17 protein-coding genes are annotated in these 16,975 nt (G+C 55.0%); 8 read left to right on the forward strand and 9 right to left on the reverse strand.

What is annotated here, in order from left to right:
* Positions 1 to 149 precede the first annotated feature (149 nt).
* Entirely contained in the window at positions 150 to 2,591 is a 2,442-nt protein-coding gene (locus tag C7433_RS10180) for a glucose/quinate/shikimate family membrane-bound PQQ-dependent dehydrogenase (RefSeq protein ID WP_058707705.1), read from the forward strand.
* Positions 2,592 to 2,729: 138 nt separating this feature from the next.
* On the opposite strand, the gene C7433_RS10185 is transcribed toward C7433_RS10180, so the two are convergent.
* The 3 genes from C7433_RS10185 to xseA are packed head-to-tail and all read right to left on the reverse strand — an operon-like array spanning position 2,730 to position 5,486.
* Positions 2,730 to 3,062 carry a protealysin inhibitor emfourin gene (locus tag C7433_RS10185; RefSeq protein WP_033740881.1) on the reverse strand — a complete coding sequence of 111 codons (333 nt, stop codon included), beginning with the start codon at positions 3,060 to 3,062 and terminating at the stop codon, positions 2,730 to 2,732.
* Positions 3,059 to 4,072 carry a M4 family metallopeptidase gene (locus tag C7433_RS10190; protein WP_033740879.1) on the reverse strand — a complete coding sequence of 338 codons (1,014 nt, stop codon included), beginning with the start codon at positions 4,070 to 4,072 and terminating at the stop codon, positions 3,059 to 3,061. Before C7433_RS10190 ends, C7433_RS10185 begins: the two co-directional genes overlap by 4 nt.
* Positions 4,073 to 4,112: 40 nt before the next feature.
* The gene (gene xseA, locus C7433_RS10195) at positions 4,113 to 5,486 is read right to left on the reverse strand and encodes an exodeoxyribonuclease VII large subunit (protein ID WP_033740995.1); all 1,374 of its coding nucleotides are present in this window, start codon (positions 5,484 to 5,486) and stop codon (positions 4,113 to 4,115) included.
* 168 nt (positions 5,487 to 5,654) lie between these two features.
* Here xseA and guaB point away from each other — a divergent pair, with 168 nt between their 5' ends.
* Both guaB and guaA read left to right on the forward strand, forming a co-directional pair.
* Entirely contained in the window at positions 5,655 to 7,121 is a 1,467-nt protein-coding gene (gene guaB, locus C7433_RS10200) for an IMP dehydrogenase (protein WP_033740877.1), read from the forward strand.
* Positions 7,122 to 7,193: 72 nt separating this feature from the next.
* Entirely contained in the window at positions 7,194 to 8,774 is a 1,581-nt protein-coding gene (gene guaA / locus C7433_RS10205) for a glutamine-hydrolyzing GMP synthase (RefSeq protein WP_006120616.1), read from the forward strand.
* A gap of 264 nt (positions 8,775 to 9,038) precedes the next feature.
* Here guaA and C7433_RS10210 read toward each other — a convergent pair whose 3' ends face one another.
* Positions 9,039 to 10,058 carry an alpha/beta hydrolase gene (locus tag C7433_RS10210; protein ID WP_110268122.1) on the reverse strand — a complete coding sequence of 340 codons (1,020 nt, stop codon included), beginning with the start codon at positions 10,056 to 10,058 and terminating at the stop codon, positions 9,039 to 9,041.
* A 279-nt stretch (positions 10,059 to 10,337) separates the two neighbouring features.
* Between C7433_RS10210 and C7433_RS10215 the strand changes: the two genes are divergently transcribed.
* From C7433_RS10215 to C7433_RS10225, 3 genes are all read left to right on the forward strand, one after another.
* On the forward strand, positions 10,338 to 10,529 hold the full coding sequence (locus C7433_RS10215) for a hypothetical protein (protein WP_033740874.1): 192 nt from the start codon (positions 10,338 to 10,340) through the stop codon (positions 10,527 to 10,529).
* A gap of 29 nt (positions 10,530 to 10,558) precedes the next feature.
* Positions 10,559 to 10,873, forward strand: a complete 315-nt coding sequence (locus tag C7433_RS10220; RefSeq protein WP_146212559.1) for a hypothetical protein — start codon at positions 10,559 to 10,561, stop codon at positions 10,871 to 10,873.
* A gap of 86 nt (positions 10,874 to 10,959) precedes the next feature.
* Positions 10,960 to 11,733 carry a DUF3750 domain-containing protein gene (locus C7433_RS10225; RefSeq protein ID WP_054633337.1) on the forward strand — a complete coding sequence of 258 codons (774 nt, stop codon included), beginning with the start codon at positions 10,960 to 10,962 and terminating at the stop codon, positions 11,731 to 11,733.
* 98 nt (positions 11,734 to 11,831) lie between these two features.
* Here C7433_RS10225 and C7433_RS10230 read toward each other — a convergent pair whose 3' ends face one another.
* Positions 11,832 to 12,011: a hypothetical protein gene (locus tag C7433_RS10230; RefSeq protein ID WP_033740871.1), complete on the reverse strand. Its 180-nt coding sequence runs from the start codon at positions 12,009 to 12,011 to the stop codon at positions 11,832 to 11,834.
* 187 nt (positions 12,012 to 12,198) lie between these two features.
* Between C7433_RS10230 and C7433_RS23855 the strand changes: the two genes are divergently transcribed.
* On the forward strand, positions 12,199 to 12,462 hold the full coding sequence (locus tag C7433_RS23855; RefSeq protein ID WP_369974379.1) for a hypothetical protein: 264 nt from the start codon (positions 12,199 to 12,201) through the stop codon (positions 12,460 to 12,462).
* A 1-nt stretch (position 12,463) separates the two neighbouring features.
* Positions 12,464 to 12,973: an AlpA family transcriptional regulator gene (locus tag C7433_RS10240; protein ID WP_058701212.1), complete on the forward strand. Its 510-nt coding sequence runs from the start codon at positions 12,464 to 12,466 to the stop codon at positions 12,971 to 12,973.
* On the opposite strand, the gene mgtE is transcribed toward C7433_RS10240, so the two are convergent.
* The 4 genes from mgtE to ppx form a co-directional block, all read right to left on the reverse strand.
* Positions 12,970 to 14,403, reverse strand: coding sequence for a magnesium transporter (gene mgtE / locus C7433_RS10245; RefSeq protein ID WP_110268123.1), 1,434 nt, complete (start codon positions 14,401 to 14,403; stop codon positions 12,970 to 12,972). The genes C7433_RS10240 and mgtE overlap by 4 nt on opposite strands.
* A gap of 124 nt (positions 14,404 to 14,527) precedes the next feature.
* A complete protein-coding gene (locus C7433_RS23860) occupies positions 14,528 to 14,713 on the reverse strand; it encodes a YfgG family protein (protein ID WP_006120471.1) in 186 nt (61 codons plus the stop codon).
* A gap of 97 nt (positions 14,714 to 14,810) precedes the next feature.
* Positions 14,811 to 15,449 carry a tellurite resistance methyltransferase TehB gene (gene tehB, locus C7433_RS10255; protein WP_072021705.1) on the reverse strand — a complete coding sequence of 213 codons (639 nt, stop codon included), beginning with the start codon at positions 15,447 to 15,449 and terminating at the stop codon, positions 14,811 to 14,813.
* A 2-nt stretch (positions 15,450 to 15,451) separates the two neighbouring features.
* Positions 15,452 to 16,975 (reverse strand): exopolyphosphatase, encoded by a 1,524-nt coding sequence (ppx, locus tag C7433_RS10260; RefSeq protein ID WP_110268124.1) that lies wholly within the window; start codon positions 16,973 to 16,975, stop codon positions 15,452 to 15,454.

The raw sequence follows: 16,975 nt of genomic DNA on the forward strand, positions 1-16,975 counted from the left end.
CCGGAAACATATCATTCATTTCATGGACGCAGGTCTGATTTAATTGGAATTAAAACAACGCTGTCTCATTAACCTGCAACGTTAACCGCGATACGCGCGAAAAGCGGCGGGCGAAAGAGCGGACTTTGTTTATCAGGAGAGTAAGTGTTATGGCTGAAACATCCTCTCGATCCGGTAAAGGATTGAGAATATGGTCTGTGCTGCTCGGGCTGGTGCTACTGGCAACCGGCCTGTTCTTTGCTGTTGGCGGGGGACAACTCGCAACGCTTGGCGGCAGTTGGTATTTCCTGGTTGCGGGCATCGTTATCGTGCTGTCAGCCATTCAGTTTTTCCGGGCAAAATCCTCAGCGGTTGTGCTTTTCCTGCTGGTATTTTTAGGGACTCTGGTCTGGGCGGTGGTGGACGCTGGCCTGGTCTTCTGGCCACTGGTTTCTCGCCTGATGGTGCCCGCCGGTTTAATGATTCTGGCCTTCCTTACCTGGCCCGCCTTACGCAAGCGCGAGAATAAACCTTCGCTGGCAAAACTCTCTTATGCGCTGTCTGCCGTCATCGCCGTGGGTATGGTGGCTACATTAGTCCAGATGTTCCAGCCGCATCCAACCGTGGCGGCAACGGGTCCTGAACTGCCGCTGATTCCGGTAGAGAAATCGAAGCAACAGCAAAACTGGGATAACTACGGTAATACCGCTGGCGGCAGCCGTTTTGTCGCGCTCGATCAGATTACCCGTGACAACGTGAAGGATCTGCAGGTTGCCTGGACTTACCGTACGGGCGACATTCCCGAAAGCCCAACCGGTAACGGTGCGGAAGATCAGGAAACGCCGTTGCAGGTCGGTAATACACTTTACCTGTGCACGCCGCACAATAATGTCATCGCCGTCGAAGCTGACAGTGGAAAGCAAATCTGGAAGCGTGAAATCAACGCACAGGCTGAAGTCTGGCCGCGCTGCCGTGGTCTGGCCTATTTCGACGCGACGAAACCGCTGAACCAGCCAACGCAGCCCGGCTCAACGCCAGTACCGGCCGTAACGCTGGCGGCAGGAGACAGCTGTCAGCGCCGTATTCTGATGAATACTATCGATGCGCGCCTGATTGCGATCAACGCCGACAACGGTGAATTCTGTGAAGACTTCGGTAACCATGGCATCGTCGATCTGAAAGCGGGCTTAGGTGATGCGCCGGATCCGCTTTATCAGCTGACTTCAGCCCCAACGCTTGCCGGAACCACGGTGGTCGTGGGCGGCCGCGTGGCGGATAACGTGAAAACCGACATGCCTGGCGGCGTGTTGCGTGGTTTTGATGTGATCACCGGTAAAATGCGCTGGGCGTTTGACCCGGGCAATGTCGATCCTAATGCCATCCTGATGCCTGGCAAGGACTATACGCGCAGTACGCCGAACTCCTGGGCGCCGATGTCGTACGATGCGGCCATGAACACCGTGTTCATTCCTATGGGCAGCTCCTCCGTTGACCTGTGGGGAGCCAATCGTACCGCGCTGGACCATAAATATGGAGCCTCGGTACTCGCGCTGGACGCGACAACCGGTAAAGAGAAGTGGGTTTATCAGACCGTTCATAACGATCTGTGGGACTTTGACCTGCCGATGCAGCCCAGCCTGATCGACTTCCCGATGAAGGATGGCAGCACCAAACCTGCGGTCGTCATCGGCGGTAAAACCGGCATGATTTTTGTGCTGGATCGTCTGACCGGTAAGCCGCTCACCAAGGTTGAAGAGCTGCCGATGCCGCAGGGTGACATCCCGAACGAGCAATATACAAAAACCCAGCCGCATTCGACCGGTATGCCGATGATTGGTAATCAGACGCTGAAAGAGTCGGATATGTGGGGCGCAACCCCGTTCGATCAGCTGGCCTGCCGTATCGCGTTTAAGTCAATGCGCTACAACGGCCTGTTTACCGTACCTGGCACTGATAAGTCGCTGAGTTTCCCGGGTTCACTGGGCGGGATGAACTGGGGCAGTATGTCCACCGATCCGAATAACAACCTGTTGTTTGTTAACGACATGCGTTTAGGATTGTGGGTACAGATGATCCCGGTTGATACCAGCAAAATTTCACGCGGCAGCAACGGGGGGGAAGCCATCAATACCGGTATGGGCGCGGTTCCGTTGAAAGGCACGCCTTATGCCGTGAACAAAAACCGCTTTATGTCACCGTTGGGTATTCCTTGTCAGGCGCCACCGTTTGGTACCCTGTCTGCGATTGACATGAAAACCCAGAAAATCGTCTGGCAGGTGCCGGTAGGTACGGTAGAAGATACCGGTCCGTTCGGCATCAAAATGCGCGCGAAAATGCCTATTGGCATGCCGACGCTGGGCGGTACGCTGGCGACGCAGGGTGGACTGGTGTTTATTGCCGGTACTCAGGACTACTACCTGCGCGCGTTCGATAGCGCCACCGGTAAAGAAGTCTGGAAAGCCCGTTTACCTGTCGGCAGTCAGGGTGGACCGATGAGTTATGTCTCACCGAAAACCGGTAAACAGTACATCGTGATTTCCGCCGGCGGCGCACGCCAGTCGCCGGATCGTGGTGACTATGTGATTGCTTATGCGCTGCCAGACAGCAAATAAGCGACGATAAAACAAAAGGGCCATCGTGGCCCTTTTTTTTGCGTAACGGAAAACCCGTTTTCCCGACAGGATAAGCTGCGGGTTCATAAGACGTGCCGCAGGGCAAACCCGAAGCCGCCTTCTGAGAAGGCGGCTTTGTTACTTACCGTCGCGCAACAGCGACTTGAGTTCTGGCGGCGCCTGTTGCTCGGGAACCAGTATGACGACCGTGCCGGACTGCTGGCGCGTGGCATATTGAATCTGGATGCGGAAGTAACGTTGATCCCCGCGTCCCACCTCTGCTGCTTTTTCCTCGGGTTCGCCCAAAGGCATCGCCCGTTCCAGTACCTGACAGACGTGCGCTTTTTCGGGAGGCGGAAGTTCGCCCAACGGAAATCGACGCTCATTCCGTAAGCCAGGAATAAAAGCAAAGCCGCCTTCTTGCGTTACCACAATCGTTGCGTCATCGGTGAGCTCGGGGAGTTGACTCATAACACGCCTACCTCTTTCCACGCTTGTTCAATTGCGCTCGCCACCGTGGTGTCGAAGCGCTTTTTACCATGCTGCACGGTGAGCTGTGCAAAGGCTTTGAAGTCAGCATCCTGATGTAAATCTTTATCGCACAGCGTGTCGTACCACGCCTGACCCGCTCGCTCCCAGGCATATCCGCCCAGGGCTTTTGCGGCCAGATAAAAGGCACGATTAGGGATCCCGGAGTTCAGGTGCACACCGCCGTTATCCTCACGTGTTTTAATATAGTCCTTCATGTGGCCTGGCTGAGGATCTTTCCCCAGCATCGGGTCATCGTAAGCGGTGCCGGGATGTGACATTGACCGCAGACCTTTACCATTGATGCCTTTTGCCAGCAGCCCTTCACCGATGATCCAGTCGGCCTTATCGGCTGTCTGTTTCAGACTAAACTGTTTCACCAGCGAACCAAACACATCAGACATGGACTCGTTCAACGCACCGGCCTGTTCAAAATAGATCAAACCGGCTTCGGTTTCTGTGACGCCGTGCGACAACTCATGCGCCACCACATCAATCGCAATCGTGAAGCGGTTAAAGATTTCGCCATCACCGTCGCCAAACACCATTTGCTGACCGTTCCAGAACGCGTTTTGGTACTTCTCACCGTAGTGAACCGTCCCAGCTAGTTTCAGGCCGTGATTATCCAGAGAATTTCGTTTATAGATTTGCCAGAAAAAGTCGTGTGTGACACCAAGATAGTTCCAGGCTTCGTCGGCAGCAACGTCACCATTTGAAGACTGGCCTTCTTTACGCACCAGCGTGCCAGGTAACGTTTCCTGGTTTTTGGCATCATAGATTTCACGCTCAATCTTCCCGGCCTGCGTGGTTTTTGGCGCTGCCGTCTTTTTCCAGTGTTCAGCCATCAGGTGCTGAACATGGGTCAGTGTACGACGTGCCTGCTCCTGCTGGTGGCCGGTGCCGTGATCGATAATCTTGCGAAGAATATAGGGAGGAATAACGCTGAAAGCCATTTGAGACTCCTTGGCATGAGGGATGTACCAGGAAGTATAGTTAAGAAATGCTTTTCTTTCGTCTCGGTTTTTCAGGAATAAGTTGCGTGACCTGGCTTTCAACCCAGCCATCATCAAGGCGGGTGCGTAACCGATCGCCCTTATTCAACTGGCCAGTTTTTTTCACGACCTGTCCATGGGTATCCGTCGTAACGCTGAAACCCCGCGCCAGCGTGGCGAGCGGGCTGACGCCTTCCAGTTGCGCGGCAAGCTGACCAAAACGTTGTTTATCGCGGTTAAGCATTTTTTCCATGGCCTGCTGCAGACGATAGTGCCAGTTCTGCAGACTTTTTTGTGCCTGATACAGGCGTTCTTGTGGCTGCTGTTGGGCCAGTCGCTGTGCCAGGCGATCCTGCTGACGGCTGGCGTGGCGAAGCCGTGTTTCCATCGCATCGCCCAGGCGCTGCTGTAGTCGGAACAGCAGGGTCTGCTGGCGCGCAAGGCGCAACTGCGGATGTTGCTGCTGCAGGCGATGATCTAAACGGCTGAACAGGCGCTGCTGACGCGCCAGATAGTAATCCATTGCCATTTCCAGCCGCTGCTGTTGTGACTGAAGTTGACGCAACAGCTCAAGCTGATTACGGCTGACAATTTCGGCCGCAGCCGATGGCGTTGGGGCGCGCAGGTCAGCGACAAAATCAGCAATAGTGACGTCAGTTTCATGCCCGACAGCACTGACCACGGGAATGTGGCTGGCAAAGATAGCGCGCGCCACGCGCTCGTCATTAAAGCTCCACAGATCTTCCAGCGAACCGCCGCCGCGTCCCACGATTAACACGTCGCACTCTGCCCGCAGGTTAGCGATTTCAATCGCACGTACGATCGCGGCAGGCGCATCTACGCCCTGTACGGCGGTGGGATAAATCACGACCGGTAGTGAAGGATCGCGACGGTGAAGCACGCGCAGTACATCGTGCAGCGCCGCGCCGGTAGCAGACGTTATGACGCCGACCTGCTTTGCCGGTTGCGGCAAGGGCTTCTTATGTTCTGGTGCGAACAGGCCTTCCTGCGCCAGCTTTGCTTTCAACTGTTCGAACTGCTGCTGGAGCAGGCCTTCACCGGCGGGATGCATGCTTTCAATAATCAGCTGATAATCGCCGCGCGGCTCATACAGCGTGATATTGGCGCGAACTAAAATCTGCTGACCATGCTGCGGGCGAAAGGTCACACGACGGTTGCTGTTGCGAAACATCGCGCAGCGCACCTGTGCACCATCATCTTTCAGCGTGAAGTACCAGTGGCCAGAAGCCGGCTGGGTAAAATTAGAGATTTCGGCACTCAGCCACACCAGGCCCATCTCATTTTCCAGCAGCTGACGCACTGTGGTATTGAGACGACTTACGGTAAAAATATTGGCGTTCGGTGGCAGCGACATGTGACGAAGATCAAATTCCAAATCAGTAGGTTAATTAGTCAATACTACAGGCCCTGTTGCGCGGATCAAGACTTTTTCTAAAAAACTAGTGGAGGCAATCGATTACGCCCTGTATAATGCCGCGGCAATATTTTATCTATTCTCACGCACCCGAGGTGGAGTATTGCCATGTTAAGAATCGCTAAAGAAGCACTCACTTTCGACGACGTCCTGCTCGTTCCTGCTCACTCCACCGTCCTGCCTAATACGGCCGACCTCAGCACGCAACTGACCAAAAATATTCGCCTGAACATTCCCATGCTTTCTGCTGCGATGGATACCGTGACCGAAGCGGGCCTGGCGATTGCGCTGGCACAGGAAGGCGGTCTGGGCTTCATTCATAAAAACATGTCAATTGAACGCCAGGCAGACGAAGTCCGTAAAGTCAAAAAACATGAAAGCGGCGTGGTTACCGAACCACAGACCGTACTGCCCACCACCACACTGGCCGAAGTTAAAGCGCTGACCGAGCGCAACGGTTTTGCCGGTTACCCTGTGGTGAACGCGAAAAACGAACTGGTGGGCATCATCACCGGTCGCGATGTGCGCTTTGTGACCGATCTGAACCAGCCTGTCACTGCCGTGATGACGCCGAAAGAGCGTCTGGTGACGGTGAAAGAAGGCGAAGCCCGCGACGTCGTTCTGCAAAGAATGCACGAAAAACGCGTCGAGAAAGCCCTGGTCGTGGACGACAGCTTCCATCTGCTGGGCATGATCACCGTAAAAGATTTCCAGAAAGCCGAACGTAAGCCTAATGCCTGTAAAGATGCGCAGGGCCGTCTGCGTGTGGGTGCTGCTGTCGGTGCCGGTGCGGGCAACGAAGAGCGCGTGGATGCACTGGTGGCTGCCGGTGTTGACGTCTTACTGATCGACTCTTCTCATGGCCACTCTGAAGGTGTACTGCAGCGCATCCGGGAAACCCGCGCGAAATACCCTGATCTCGAAATCGTCGGCGGCAACGTGGCGACTGGCGCGGGTGCGCTGGCGCTGGTTGAAGCGGGCGTAAGCGCCGTTAAAGTGGGCATCGGTCCGGGATCCATCTGTACGACCCGTATCGTTACCGGTGTCGGTGTTCCGCAGATCACCGCCGTTTCTGACGCTGTTGCGGCGCTGGAAGGCACGGGCATCCCTGTTATCGCTGACGGCGGTATCCGTTTCTCAGGTGATATCGCCAAAGCCATCGCGGCAGGTGCTTCCTGTGTCATGGTAGGTTCTATGCTGGCAGGTACAGAAGAATCGCCGGGTGAAATCGAACTTTACCAGGGCCGTGCCTTTAAATCCTATCGTGGGATGGGGTCACTGGGTGCGATGTCTAAAGGTTCATCAGACCGTTATTTCCAGACCGACAACGCCGCTGACAAGCTGGTGCCGGAAGGCATCGAAGGCCGTGTAGCCTATAAAGGCCGCCTGAAAGAGATCGTGCATCAGCAAATGGGCGGTCTGCGTTCATGTATGGGTCTGACCGGTTGCCCGACCATTGACGATCTGCGCACTAAAGCAGAATTCGTCCGTATCAGCGGTGCGGGCATCAATGAGAGCCACGTGCACGATGTGACCATCACCAAAGAGTCGCCGAACTACCGCATGGGTTCATAACCCCGCAAGATTTCCCGCCCGGCGACAGCCGGGCGCTTTACTTTATCAAGTCACCGTTTTGGAAAACCCTCAATGACGACGGAAAATATCCATAAGCACCGCATTCTGATTCTCGATTTTGGTTCTCAATACACGCAACTGGTGGCGCGTCGCGTCCGTGAGCTTGGCGTGTACTGTGAACTCTGGGCCTGGGACGTTACCGAAGCGCAGATTCGCGAGTTCAATCCCAGCGGTATCATCCTGTCGGGTGGCCCGGAAAGCACCACCGAACACGACAGTCCGCGCGCACCTGACTACGTTTTCACGGCTGGCGTGCCCGTGCTGGGCGTCTGTTATGGCATGCAAACCATGGCTATGCAGCTGGGTGGTAAGGTCGAAGGCTCTAACGAGCGTGAATTTGGCTATGCGCAGGTAGAGGTGAACACCGCCAGCGCACTGATTCGCGATATCGAGGATGCTATCAGCGCATCAGGCAAACCGTTGCTAGATGTCTGGATGAGTCACGGTGACAAGGTGACCGCGATTCCGGCTGACTTCGTCACCGTTGCCAGCACGGAAACCTGTCCGTTTGCGATTATGGCGAACGAAGAGAAGCGCTTCTATGGCGTGCAGTTCCACCCGGAAGTCACCCATACGCGCCAGGGCCTGCGCATGCTGGAGCGTTTCGTTATCGATATCTGCCAGTGTGAAGCGCTCTGGACACCGGCCAAAATCATTGAGGATGCCGTTGAGCGCCTGCGTGCACAGGTGGGCGACGACAAAGTCATTCTGGGCTTGTCCGGTGGTGTCGATTCCTCTGTGACCGCGATGCTGCTGCACCGTGCGATTGGTAAAAATCTGACCTGCGTTTTCGTGGATAACGGTCTGTTGCGTCTGAACGAAGCGCAGCAGGTGCTGGATATGTTTGGCGATCACTTTGGTCTGAACATTGTTCACGTCGATGGTGAAGCGCGCTTCCTGGATGCGCTGGCCGGAGAAAGTGACCCTGAAGCGAAGCGTAAAATCATTGGCCGCGTTTTCGTCGAAGTCTTTGACGAGCAGGCGCTGCGCCTGGAAGACGTGAAGTGGCTGGCACAGGGCACCATCTATCCGGATGTGATTGAATCCGCTGCCTCTGCCACCGGTAAAGCCCACGTCATCAAATCGCACCACAACGTCGGCGGCCTGCCAAAAGAGATGAAGATGGGCCTGGTCGAGCCATTACGTGAGCTGTTTAAAGACGAAGTGCGTAAGATCGGTCTGGAACTGGGCCTGCCGTACGATATGCTCTATCGCCATCCGTTCCCGGGCCCGGGTCTGGGCGTACGCGTACTGGGTGAGGTGAAAAAAGAGTACTGTGACCTGCTACGCCGTGCGGATGCCATCTTTATTGAAGAGCTGCATAAAGCCGATCTCTACAATAAAGTCAGCCAGGCCTTTACGGTGTTCCTGCCCGTCCGTTCCGTGGGCGTAATGGGCGATGGCCGTAAATACGACTGGGTCGTTTCACTGCGTGCGGTCGAAACCATCGACTTCATGACTGCCCACTGGGCGCACCTGCCGTATGATTTCCTGGGCCGCGTGTCCAATCGTATCATTAACGAAGTGAACGGCATTTCCCGCGTGGTCTATGACATTTCCGGTAAGCCACCGGCGACGATTGAGTGGGAGTAATCCCGCTTCCGGCATAGCCTGACAGTCGGTTATATCAAGCACGAAGCCCGCATGATTGCGGGCTTTTTTATTCTCCGTCCTTCGGCTGTCTTGCGAGACCCTGTCGAAACCCATAAGGCACGGCCTCTGCTGATGCGGAAAAGGGTAACGCGGGGCACCAGGTCGACATATAAGGCAAAAAAATCAGCCGGCGTTATCCGGCTGATTTTATTAACAGTATTTCTGCCGGAGAGAAGGAGACGCACCTCCCCGGTCGGGCAATGCTTACTTAAGATGTTCCTTCAGCTCCACGGACGCCTGGCTTATCGCTGTGCGTACCGTTGGCTCTTTACTCAGGGCATTCAGCAAACCAAAGTCGTGGATCATGCCGTTGTAGCGGGTAACGGTTACCGGCACGCCGGCCGCGTCCAGTTTACGGCCAAACGCTTCCCCTTCGTCGCGCAGGACATCCAGTTCGGCGGTCTGAATCAGCGTCGGCGGTAAACCCGCCAGTTCTTCTTTGGTTGCGCGCAGCGGCGAGGCCAGAATGCTGTTCCGATCTTTTTCTGAGGTGGTGTAGTTGTCCCAGAACCACTTCATCATGTTACGGGTCAGGAAGTAGCCATTGGCAAACTGCTTATAAGAAGCATCGTCAAAGTTTGCATCGGTGACAGGCCACAGCATTACATCGTAGCGAATAGCCGGGGTTTTATTCTGCTTAGCCTGCAGCGCAACGGCGGCAACCATATTTCCGCCTACGCTGTTCCCCACCAGAGCCAGGCGCTTACCGTCCACCCCAATTTCAGCGCCGTGTTCGGCTACCCATTTTGTTGCCTCGTAAGCCTGGGTAATGGCGACCGGATAGTGCGCTTCCGGCGAAGGCGTGTAGTTTACAAACACGGCCGCAGCACCGGATTCATTCACGAGATCGCGTACCAGACGTTCATGTGTCGGAAAATCACCCAGCACCCAGCCACCGCCGTGGAAAAACATAAACACAGGCAGTACGCCAGCGGCATGGGCTGGTTTGACTATTGTCAGCGTCAGCGGTTTACCCAGTGCCGTAATGGTCTTTTCAGAAATCTGTGCAGGCGGCAGCGTGGCACCTTTCTGCGCCCCTGTAAGTACCGCACGGGCTTCTTTAAGGGATAAGGTTTCAATCGGTTTTCCGCCGCTACTGTTAAGCGCGTGAAGAAATGCCGCCACGCCAACGGTGGGCTCCGGTGCGTTTTCGACCGGACTGGCCCATGCTGATGTCATCTGGCTGGCTAACAGTAAAGCACCTGCGGTGAGTTTCACTTTCATTGGGGTTTCCTTGTGTTTGCTATTAAGTAGTGTGCTATTTAGTTTGGCTACAATGCCAGTGAATTATCATCTTGTAAACAACTAAATAGTGAGCGATCTAAATTTTTACTGTCTCACGGTGGGATGAACGCGCCAAAACAGCGCCAAATAGCGGGGGCGGAATAAAAAATAACTCTGTTTATTAGTGGCTTAAAACGGTGGGTGATAATTTAACACCTGCTTTTTTTGCGCGCTACACTCATGTTGAAGCCGCTACGTTCGCGAACAGGCTATCCATTATTGGTACGTCTTGATCGAGCCGAGTTAAATCAGGGCAGTGCAACAGCCGCGCTTGCGCTGCTGATATGGAAAATGTTCGGTGTCGAGGGGGAGGCTGACGCGCTCGGTAAACTGCTTTTGCCAGAAGCACAACCGCGCTACCGGGACTGGTTGCAGCGCATTGCGGATCAGGCCAGCGGTCAGTCCCCTTAGCGCACTGGCGTAACCGGGGGAGGAAAACCGTGCAAAAACCTTTGCGTCACCTTGCCATGCGTTTCAGCGCAGAAATGCTGATTTATGCGTTAATGGGATGCTCGCCGCTGATCATCGCGCTTACGGCAGGGCAGGTTGCCAGTGTGGCCGGTTGTCCGCTGAATGAGAGCCGCGCGTATCCCTGCTTTATTCTGGGATACGATACCGGCCAGCTCCTTTACAGGATGGGCGTTTCAGGCTGGTTCAGTCTGTATAGCCTGCCGCTGGGGGCGATGCTCATGATGCTACGCACCGCAGCCTTCTTTGGGCAACTGTATTCACATGACCGTGCCAGGGGCAGCTAACGTGTCATGCCGCCGCAGGCGAAGTGAAGTCAAAGCCGGTGCTTTATTGCACTATAACAGCCTGTCTCTGATCCCCGGGAACCCTCATGCTGACCCTGAAAATTTTTTGTCTCTGCTTTCTTACCGTCATTGTGCTGTCGCTCGCGGCCAGTCTGGCGCAGGCGACGCGCGGCGCTGATGCCCTGAATCAGGGCGGCTGGGCGACTGCCCGGCGGGATTCGGCAGGGCTCGCTCCCGATCCGCATGTTAACGCCAGTCAGGCCATCATTCAGGTTTATGCCGCACCGACCTATGGCTGGAAGGGTGCCGTTGCGGTGCATCCGTGGATTATTTTTAAACGCGCAGGTGAAACCCGCTATACGCGTTATGAAGTCATCAGTTGGGGCAGTGGCGATAAGGTAAGGCGCAATGCCTCTTTGCCTGATGGTTACTGGTACGGTGCAAAACCGCGTTTGCTGGTGGAGCACCGTGGCCCTGAAGCGCAGAACCTGATTCCGCAGATTGAAGCCGCCATCAAAACCTATCCCTGGCCCACGACCTATCATGCCTGGCCCGGACCGAACAGTAATACTTTTATGGCGCACATTGGGCGCAACGTGCCCGCGCTGAAACTGAATCTGCCTGCTAACGCTCTGGGGAAAGACTATCGGCCATTATGGCGTCCGGTTGGCTTACCGCCTTCAGGGCGCGGGGTTCAACTGTCCCTGCTTGGCGTGGCGGGCGTAACGATCGGCGTGCAAGAGGGCGTTGAGTTTAATCTGTTAGGACTGAGTGCTGGCGTCGGATTTGCGCCGTTTCAGCTGCGCCTGCCTTTTATCGGCGGTGTAGGGCATAACAACCTGCAACATGATCATCCCTGATTGCTGGCCAGGGTGAGGCGTCGGGCGCATTGACGTCCTGCCCTCGTCTACCCTGACGCGCTAACGGCCCACAGGTTAGCGCGTCCCGGCAGAAACGGTCAGCAGACGCCGAAATCGCCATCTTCGTGATAAAGATTCACGCTGTCTGCTTTAATTTCAATTTCCTTTTTGCTGGCATCATCTACGCGCGCGCACCAAAGCGTGTCGCCTTCTGCACGCAGCACGACCATTTTAGGACCGCCCGTTTTCGACTGAACCAGGTCATCAGGGTTAAACATATTTCCTCCGTTGTTTTCTGATGGTTATGTCTGGCATCGCAGCCTCGCATTTTTTGCGCGGCCTTTTCCATTTTAGACACAACCCGTTTTACCTGCCGTCCGACTGCTCGCATCCTGTCCACACATCACAAAAATACCGCAAGGTTGTCAGTTGACAACCGTGAAAATATAAGGAATGCTACGCGCCATGGTGGACAGAAAGCGGCACCCGAATAAAGAGATTGAGGCAGCATTACGTTACGCAGAATCTTACGGATGGCGGGTTATTGCCTCCGGTCATCATGCATGGGGAAAGCTGTATTGCCCCTCAAATCTTGAGACATGCCGGTGTGGGGAATTTTGTCTGACCTGTATCTGGCACACACCAAAAAGCGCGACGAACCCTGCAAAAGCATTGCGGCGCGTCGTAGATAACTGTAGTGAGATAAAAAAACGCAAGCGAGGACATTAACATGACGGAATACTGTTTCACCTTGCGGTTTGCACTGCCTGAAACGCCAGCACCCATTGATACACTACTGGAAAAACTGGCCGAGGCAGGATGCGATGATGCGCTGGTGGGCGCGGGAACCGCTGGCAAGCTGGCGCTGGAGTTTACCCGCCCGGCGATGTCGGCCAGCGATGCGGTCGACAGTGCGATCCGGGATGTTCAGGTTGCCATTCCTGGCGCGGTCATGATCGAAGCGGCACCGGACTTTGTCGGCTTAACCGATGTGGCTGACCTTATTGGCGTGTCGCGTCAAAATATGCGCAAACTGATGCTGACGCACAGCAAACAGTTTCCACTGCCGGTGCATGATGGCAAAACTGCTATCTGGCATTTAGCCGACGTGCTGGAGTGGCTGGGGCAGCGCAATCACTACCAGCTACCCGCGGTCACCTGCGAACTGGCGCAGGTAACCCGTCGGCTTAACGTGTTGGGTTCCGTGCAGCGCTACGGTTACCAAAAAACTAAGCCCTAGTGCGGCAACAGGAAAAGCGTCGCCAGGCCCAGGAAAATAAAAAAGCCACCGGTATCGGTAATGGCCGTAATCAGAACGCTGGAGCCCACGGCGGGATCGCGTTTCATTTTGGTCATTACCAGCGGCACCATCACGCCCATGATAGCCGCCAGCAAAAGATTCAGCACCATCGCCAGCATCATCACGCCGCCCAGTGCCATATTGCTGTACATGAGCCAGGTGATGGCACCCATAATCCCGCCCCAGAACAGGCCGTTAATCAGGGCGACGCCAATTTCTCGCTTAAACAGAAACGAGAAGTTGCCCGGTTCAACCTGATGCAGCGCCAGGGCGCGGACAATCATGGTAATGGTCTGGTTACCGGTATTGCCGCCGATGCCGGCGATAATCGGCATTAAAGTCGCAAGCGCGACAATCTGTGAGATAGTGCCCTCAAACAGCCCAATCACGCGGGAAGCGATAAAGGCTGTGCAGATGTTGATGGCCAGCCAGGCCCAGCGATTTCGCACCGACTTACGGACCGGAGCAAAGACATCCTCTTCCTGGCTGATCCCGCCCATTTTGCGGATGTTGCTTTCATTTTCTTTGTTTACCAGGTCGACCACATCTTCAATCGTGATACGGCCAATGAGCTTGCCCTGGGCGTCCGTCACCGCTGCGGAAATCAGGTTATAGCGTTCAAAGGCACTGGCGGCGTCTTCGGCTTTATCGTCCAGCTGAAAGGTGGTGGGATGGGGATTCATCACCTCGCTCACGAGGGTTTTGGGTTTATTCAGCAGGATATCCGTCAACAGCAGTTCGCCGAGCAGCTGATTCTGTTCATTGGTAATGAAGATTTTGTCCGTGCCGTCGGGCATGCTTTTGCCTTTGCGCAAAAACCGTTGCACGGTCGCCAGCGTGACGTCCTCGCGTACAGTGAGGATATTGAAGTCCATCACCCGACCCACGCGATCGCGGTCAAACTTCATCACGCTCAGAATACGCGCCCGTAGTTTGGGCTCCAGAGAGGTCAGTAAGCGCCCGGTGAGGCCGCGCGGCAGATAGCGCACCAGCCAGGCCTGGTCGTCAATATCCAGCGGCGCAATAGCCTGGAGAATATCGCGGTCGCTCATCTCGTCGGTCAGGCTGTCCCAGACGGTTTCTGACGCTTCAACCAGCACATGGCCGCGTTTTTCCGGCGGCACCAGGCTCCAGAGCGCCAGGCGGGCTTCTTCAGGCAACGCTTCAAGGATGTCGGCCAGGTCAGCCGCATGGAGCTGGTCGATGTCTTGTTGCAGAATTTCCCGATGTATCACATTTTCACGTTGCTGCTCAGGCGAGAGATGACCGGCTTTATTCCGTAGTGTCTCGCTGAGACCCTGCTCATTGAGCAGCAGCGTCAGAATACGATGACGAATTTCATTTAAACGTTGAGTGTGTGAGGCAGACACATTGCATCCCTTTAGTCTGAAAGCACCTGCACGAAGTGTAGCGTTTTGAGTGAAAAAGGGAGGCAAAAAATCGTCCCGCAGGCGGGAATGCGCGCGGATGTGTCAGCGAAAAGCCTGTAAGGGATTAACGACTGCTGGAAAGCGTCGGGATAGCAGGCGCGGATTCAGTTTGCTTTTGCTGATGATGCTCGAAGGCCGCAGGCAGGATAAAAACGAGACGGCTAAACAGAATGATAAAACTGATGAGTAAAACAACCCGCGTCATACTGACGCTTTTTTTACGTCTTCGGGGAGAAAGGGCGCTGTTCACGCAAAGAAATTCCTGTAATAACCCGGACCGGGCGACAGCAATATTTAGTCACAGTCGCCCGGGTAAATCAACCGCTGTTTAAAAAAAATACAACGGCTCAATAGCTGGCTTTCTGGGCCAGCAGGGTCGCAAAACGGCAGTTAATCCGGTTGCCGTTTTCATCTTTGCGATGTAGCTGTCCCCAGTTTTCGTTGTATTTCACAATGTGCCAGTTGCGGTAGTAATGGCTTAACTCACCGGACTTAAACGCGAAAGGGAAGTCAGACGGACAGGGCGCATCCTCGGTATTCATCGCGGCCACAATCAGGTTAAAGCCATTTTTCACGGTACAGGCTTGCATATCCGCGATGAGCTGGGGAATGGTGGCCGGTTGCAAAAACATCATGACCACCGTCGAGATGACCACCTGCCAGGCCCCGTTAAAACGCACCTGATTTAAATCCTGCAGCGCCGTATGAATGCCGGTCAGCCCTTCGGCGGCGATGATCTGATTGAGCCTTTCCAGACTGGCGGGATTGTGATCCCAGGCCGTCACGTCAAAACCATGTTGGTTAAGGAACAGCGTATTACGTCCACTTCCGCACCCCAGATCAAGCGCTTTTCCAGGTGTCAGTTTAGGCAGCGCCTCGGCCACCTCCGAGTGCACAGGGGTTAAGCCATAGGTTTCTGCAAAATAGTTATCGGTTCGCAATGTCATGATTATCCGTTCGGTAATGCGGGCAGCAAATGCCCGCACAATCAGGCTTCTGCCAGAATCAGCTTCCAGCCGGTGACCTCATTCCAGTAGTTTTGCTCACGCTCCAGATCGAGCTGGACCAGGTTATTTTGACTGAAATAGCCCGTCGGGAAGGTAAGCGTCCAGTGGCCCTCATCACAGGTCAGCGTTAACGCGTCAGGACGTGTCGTCGCCTGGCGCTGGTTGTTCAGTAAGGTGCCAAGGCGCAGCAGGAATATCAGCGGCAGAAACTGCTTTTTCTTAAACAGCGTGACGCGAGGCAGTTCATCCACTTTGACGGCTTTGCGGTGGAATCTGACAAGTGTTGCCAGCAGCATCTGCTGATCCTGGTTGAAACCCGGCAGGTTGGTGTTCTGCAAAATATAGGCTGAGTGGCGTTGCATACCGCTGTGGTTGATCGTCAAGCCGACTTCGTGCAGCATCGCCGCCCATTTCAACAGCGCCGCCAGCTGAGGATTCGCGAGTTTGGGATTCTGGTCGCGCCATTGCAGATAGAGCTGCTCGGTGGTTTCCAGCACTCGACGCGCCTGGTCGCTGTCGATGGCATAGTGATTCGCCAGGCTCTGAGCGGTGCGGCTGCGAATATCCCGATGGCGGAAACGGCCTTCCATCTCATAAAGTACGCCTTCACGCAGCGCGCCATCGCTCAGGGTCAGTTCACGAATCGCCAGCGCATCAAACACGCCGCAAAGAATCGCCAGCCCCGGAACAAATACGCTTTTGCGCTCTTCAGACAGGCCTGGCAGACTCAGCGCAGCGAACGATTTATGCTTGATCACTTCATCATAAAGCTTTGTCAGTCGCTCTGGCGTAATCAGCTTCTCTTTCTCGCCCATCGCCAGCAGCACTTCGCAGGCCGCTTTGATGGTGCCGGAAGCACCAAGGGCATATTGCCAGCCGTGCAGACGATATTGCCACGCCAGGGTTTCCAGCTTCTGCGTGGCGGCCAGCCGGGCGCGACGGAAGTTTTCAACGCTGATTTCGCCGCCAGGGAAGTAAAGCTGGGCAAAGCTGACGCAGCCCATGCGGCGGCTTTCGACCAGTTGAGGCTCAAAATCTTCACCGATGACGAGCTCTGTCGAGCCGCCACCGATATCAATCACCAGCTTGCGTCCTTTTTCCGGTTGCGTATGTTCGACGCCCATAAAGATCAGGCGCGCTTCTTCGTGACCGGAAATCACCTCTATTGGATAAGGAATGACCTCTGCCGCGCGCTGTAAAAACGTCTCAGCGTTAACCGCCTGACGCAGCGTATGTGTGCCGACAATCGTCACGTTGCTGGCATTAAAGCCCTGCAGGCGTTCGGCAAACAGTGCCAGGCAGTTCAGACCGCGCTCCATGGCGTCTTCGCTCAGGTAATTTTTGGCATCCAGGCCATCAGCAAGATGCACGCGCTGCTTCAGTCGCCCCAATACCTGCAAAGCCCCATCCACCACACGGGCAATGACCATGTGGAAACTGTTTGAACCGAGATCGATGGCCGCAAACTCTTGAGGTTTCGGCGTACTTTTTTGGGATATTGGCAT

Origin of the sequence: Pantoea sp. PNA 03-3 (genome assembly GCF_003201175.1) — a bacterium.
GTDB lineage: Bacteria > Pseudomonadota > Gammaproteobacteria > Enterobacterales > Enterobacteriaceae > Pantoea > Pantoea stewartii.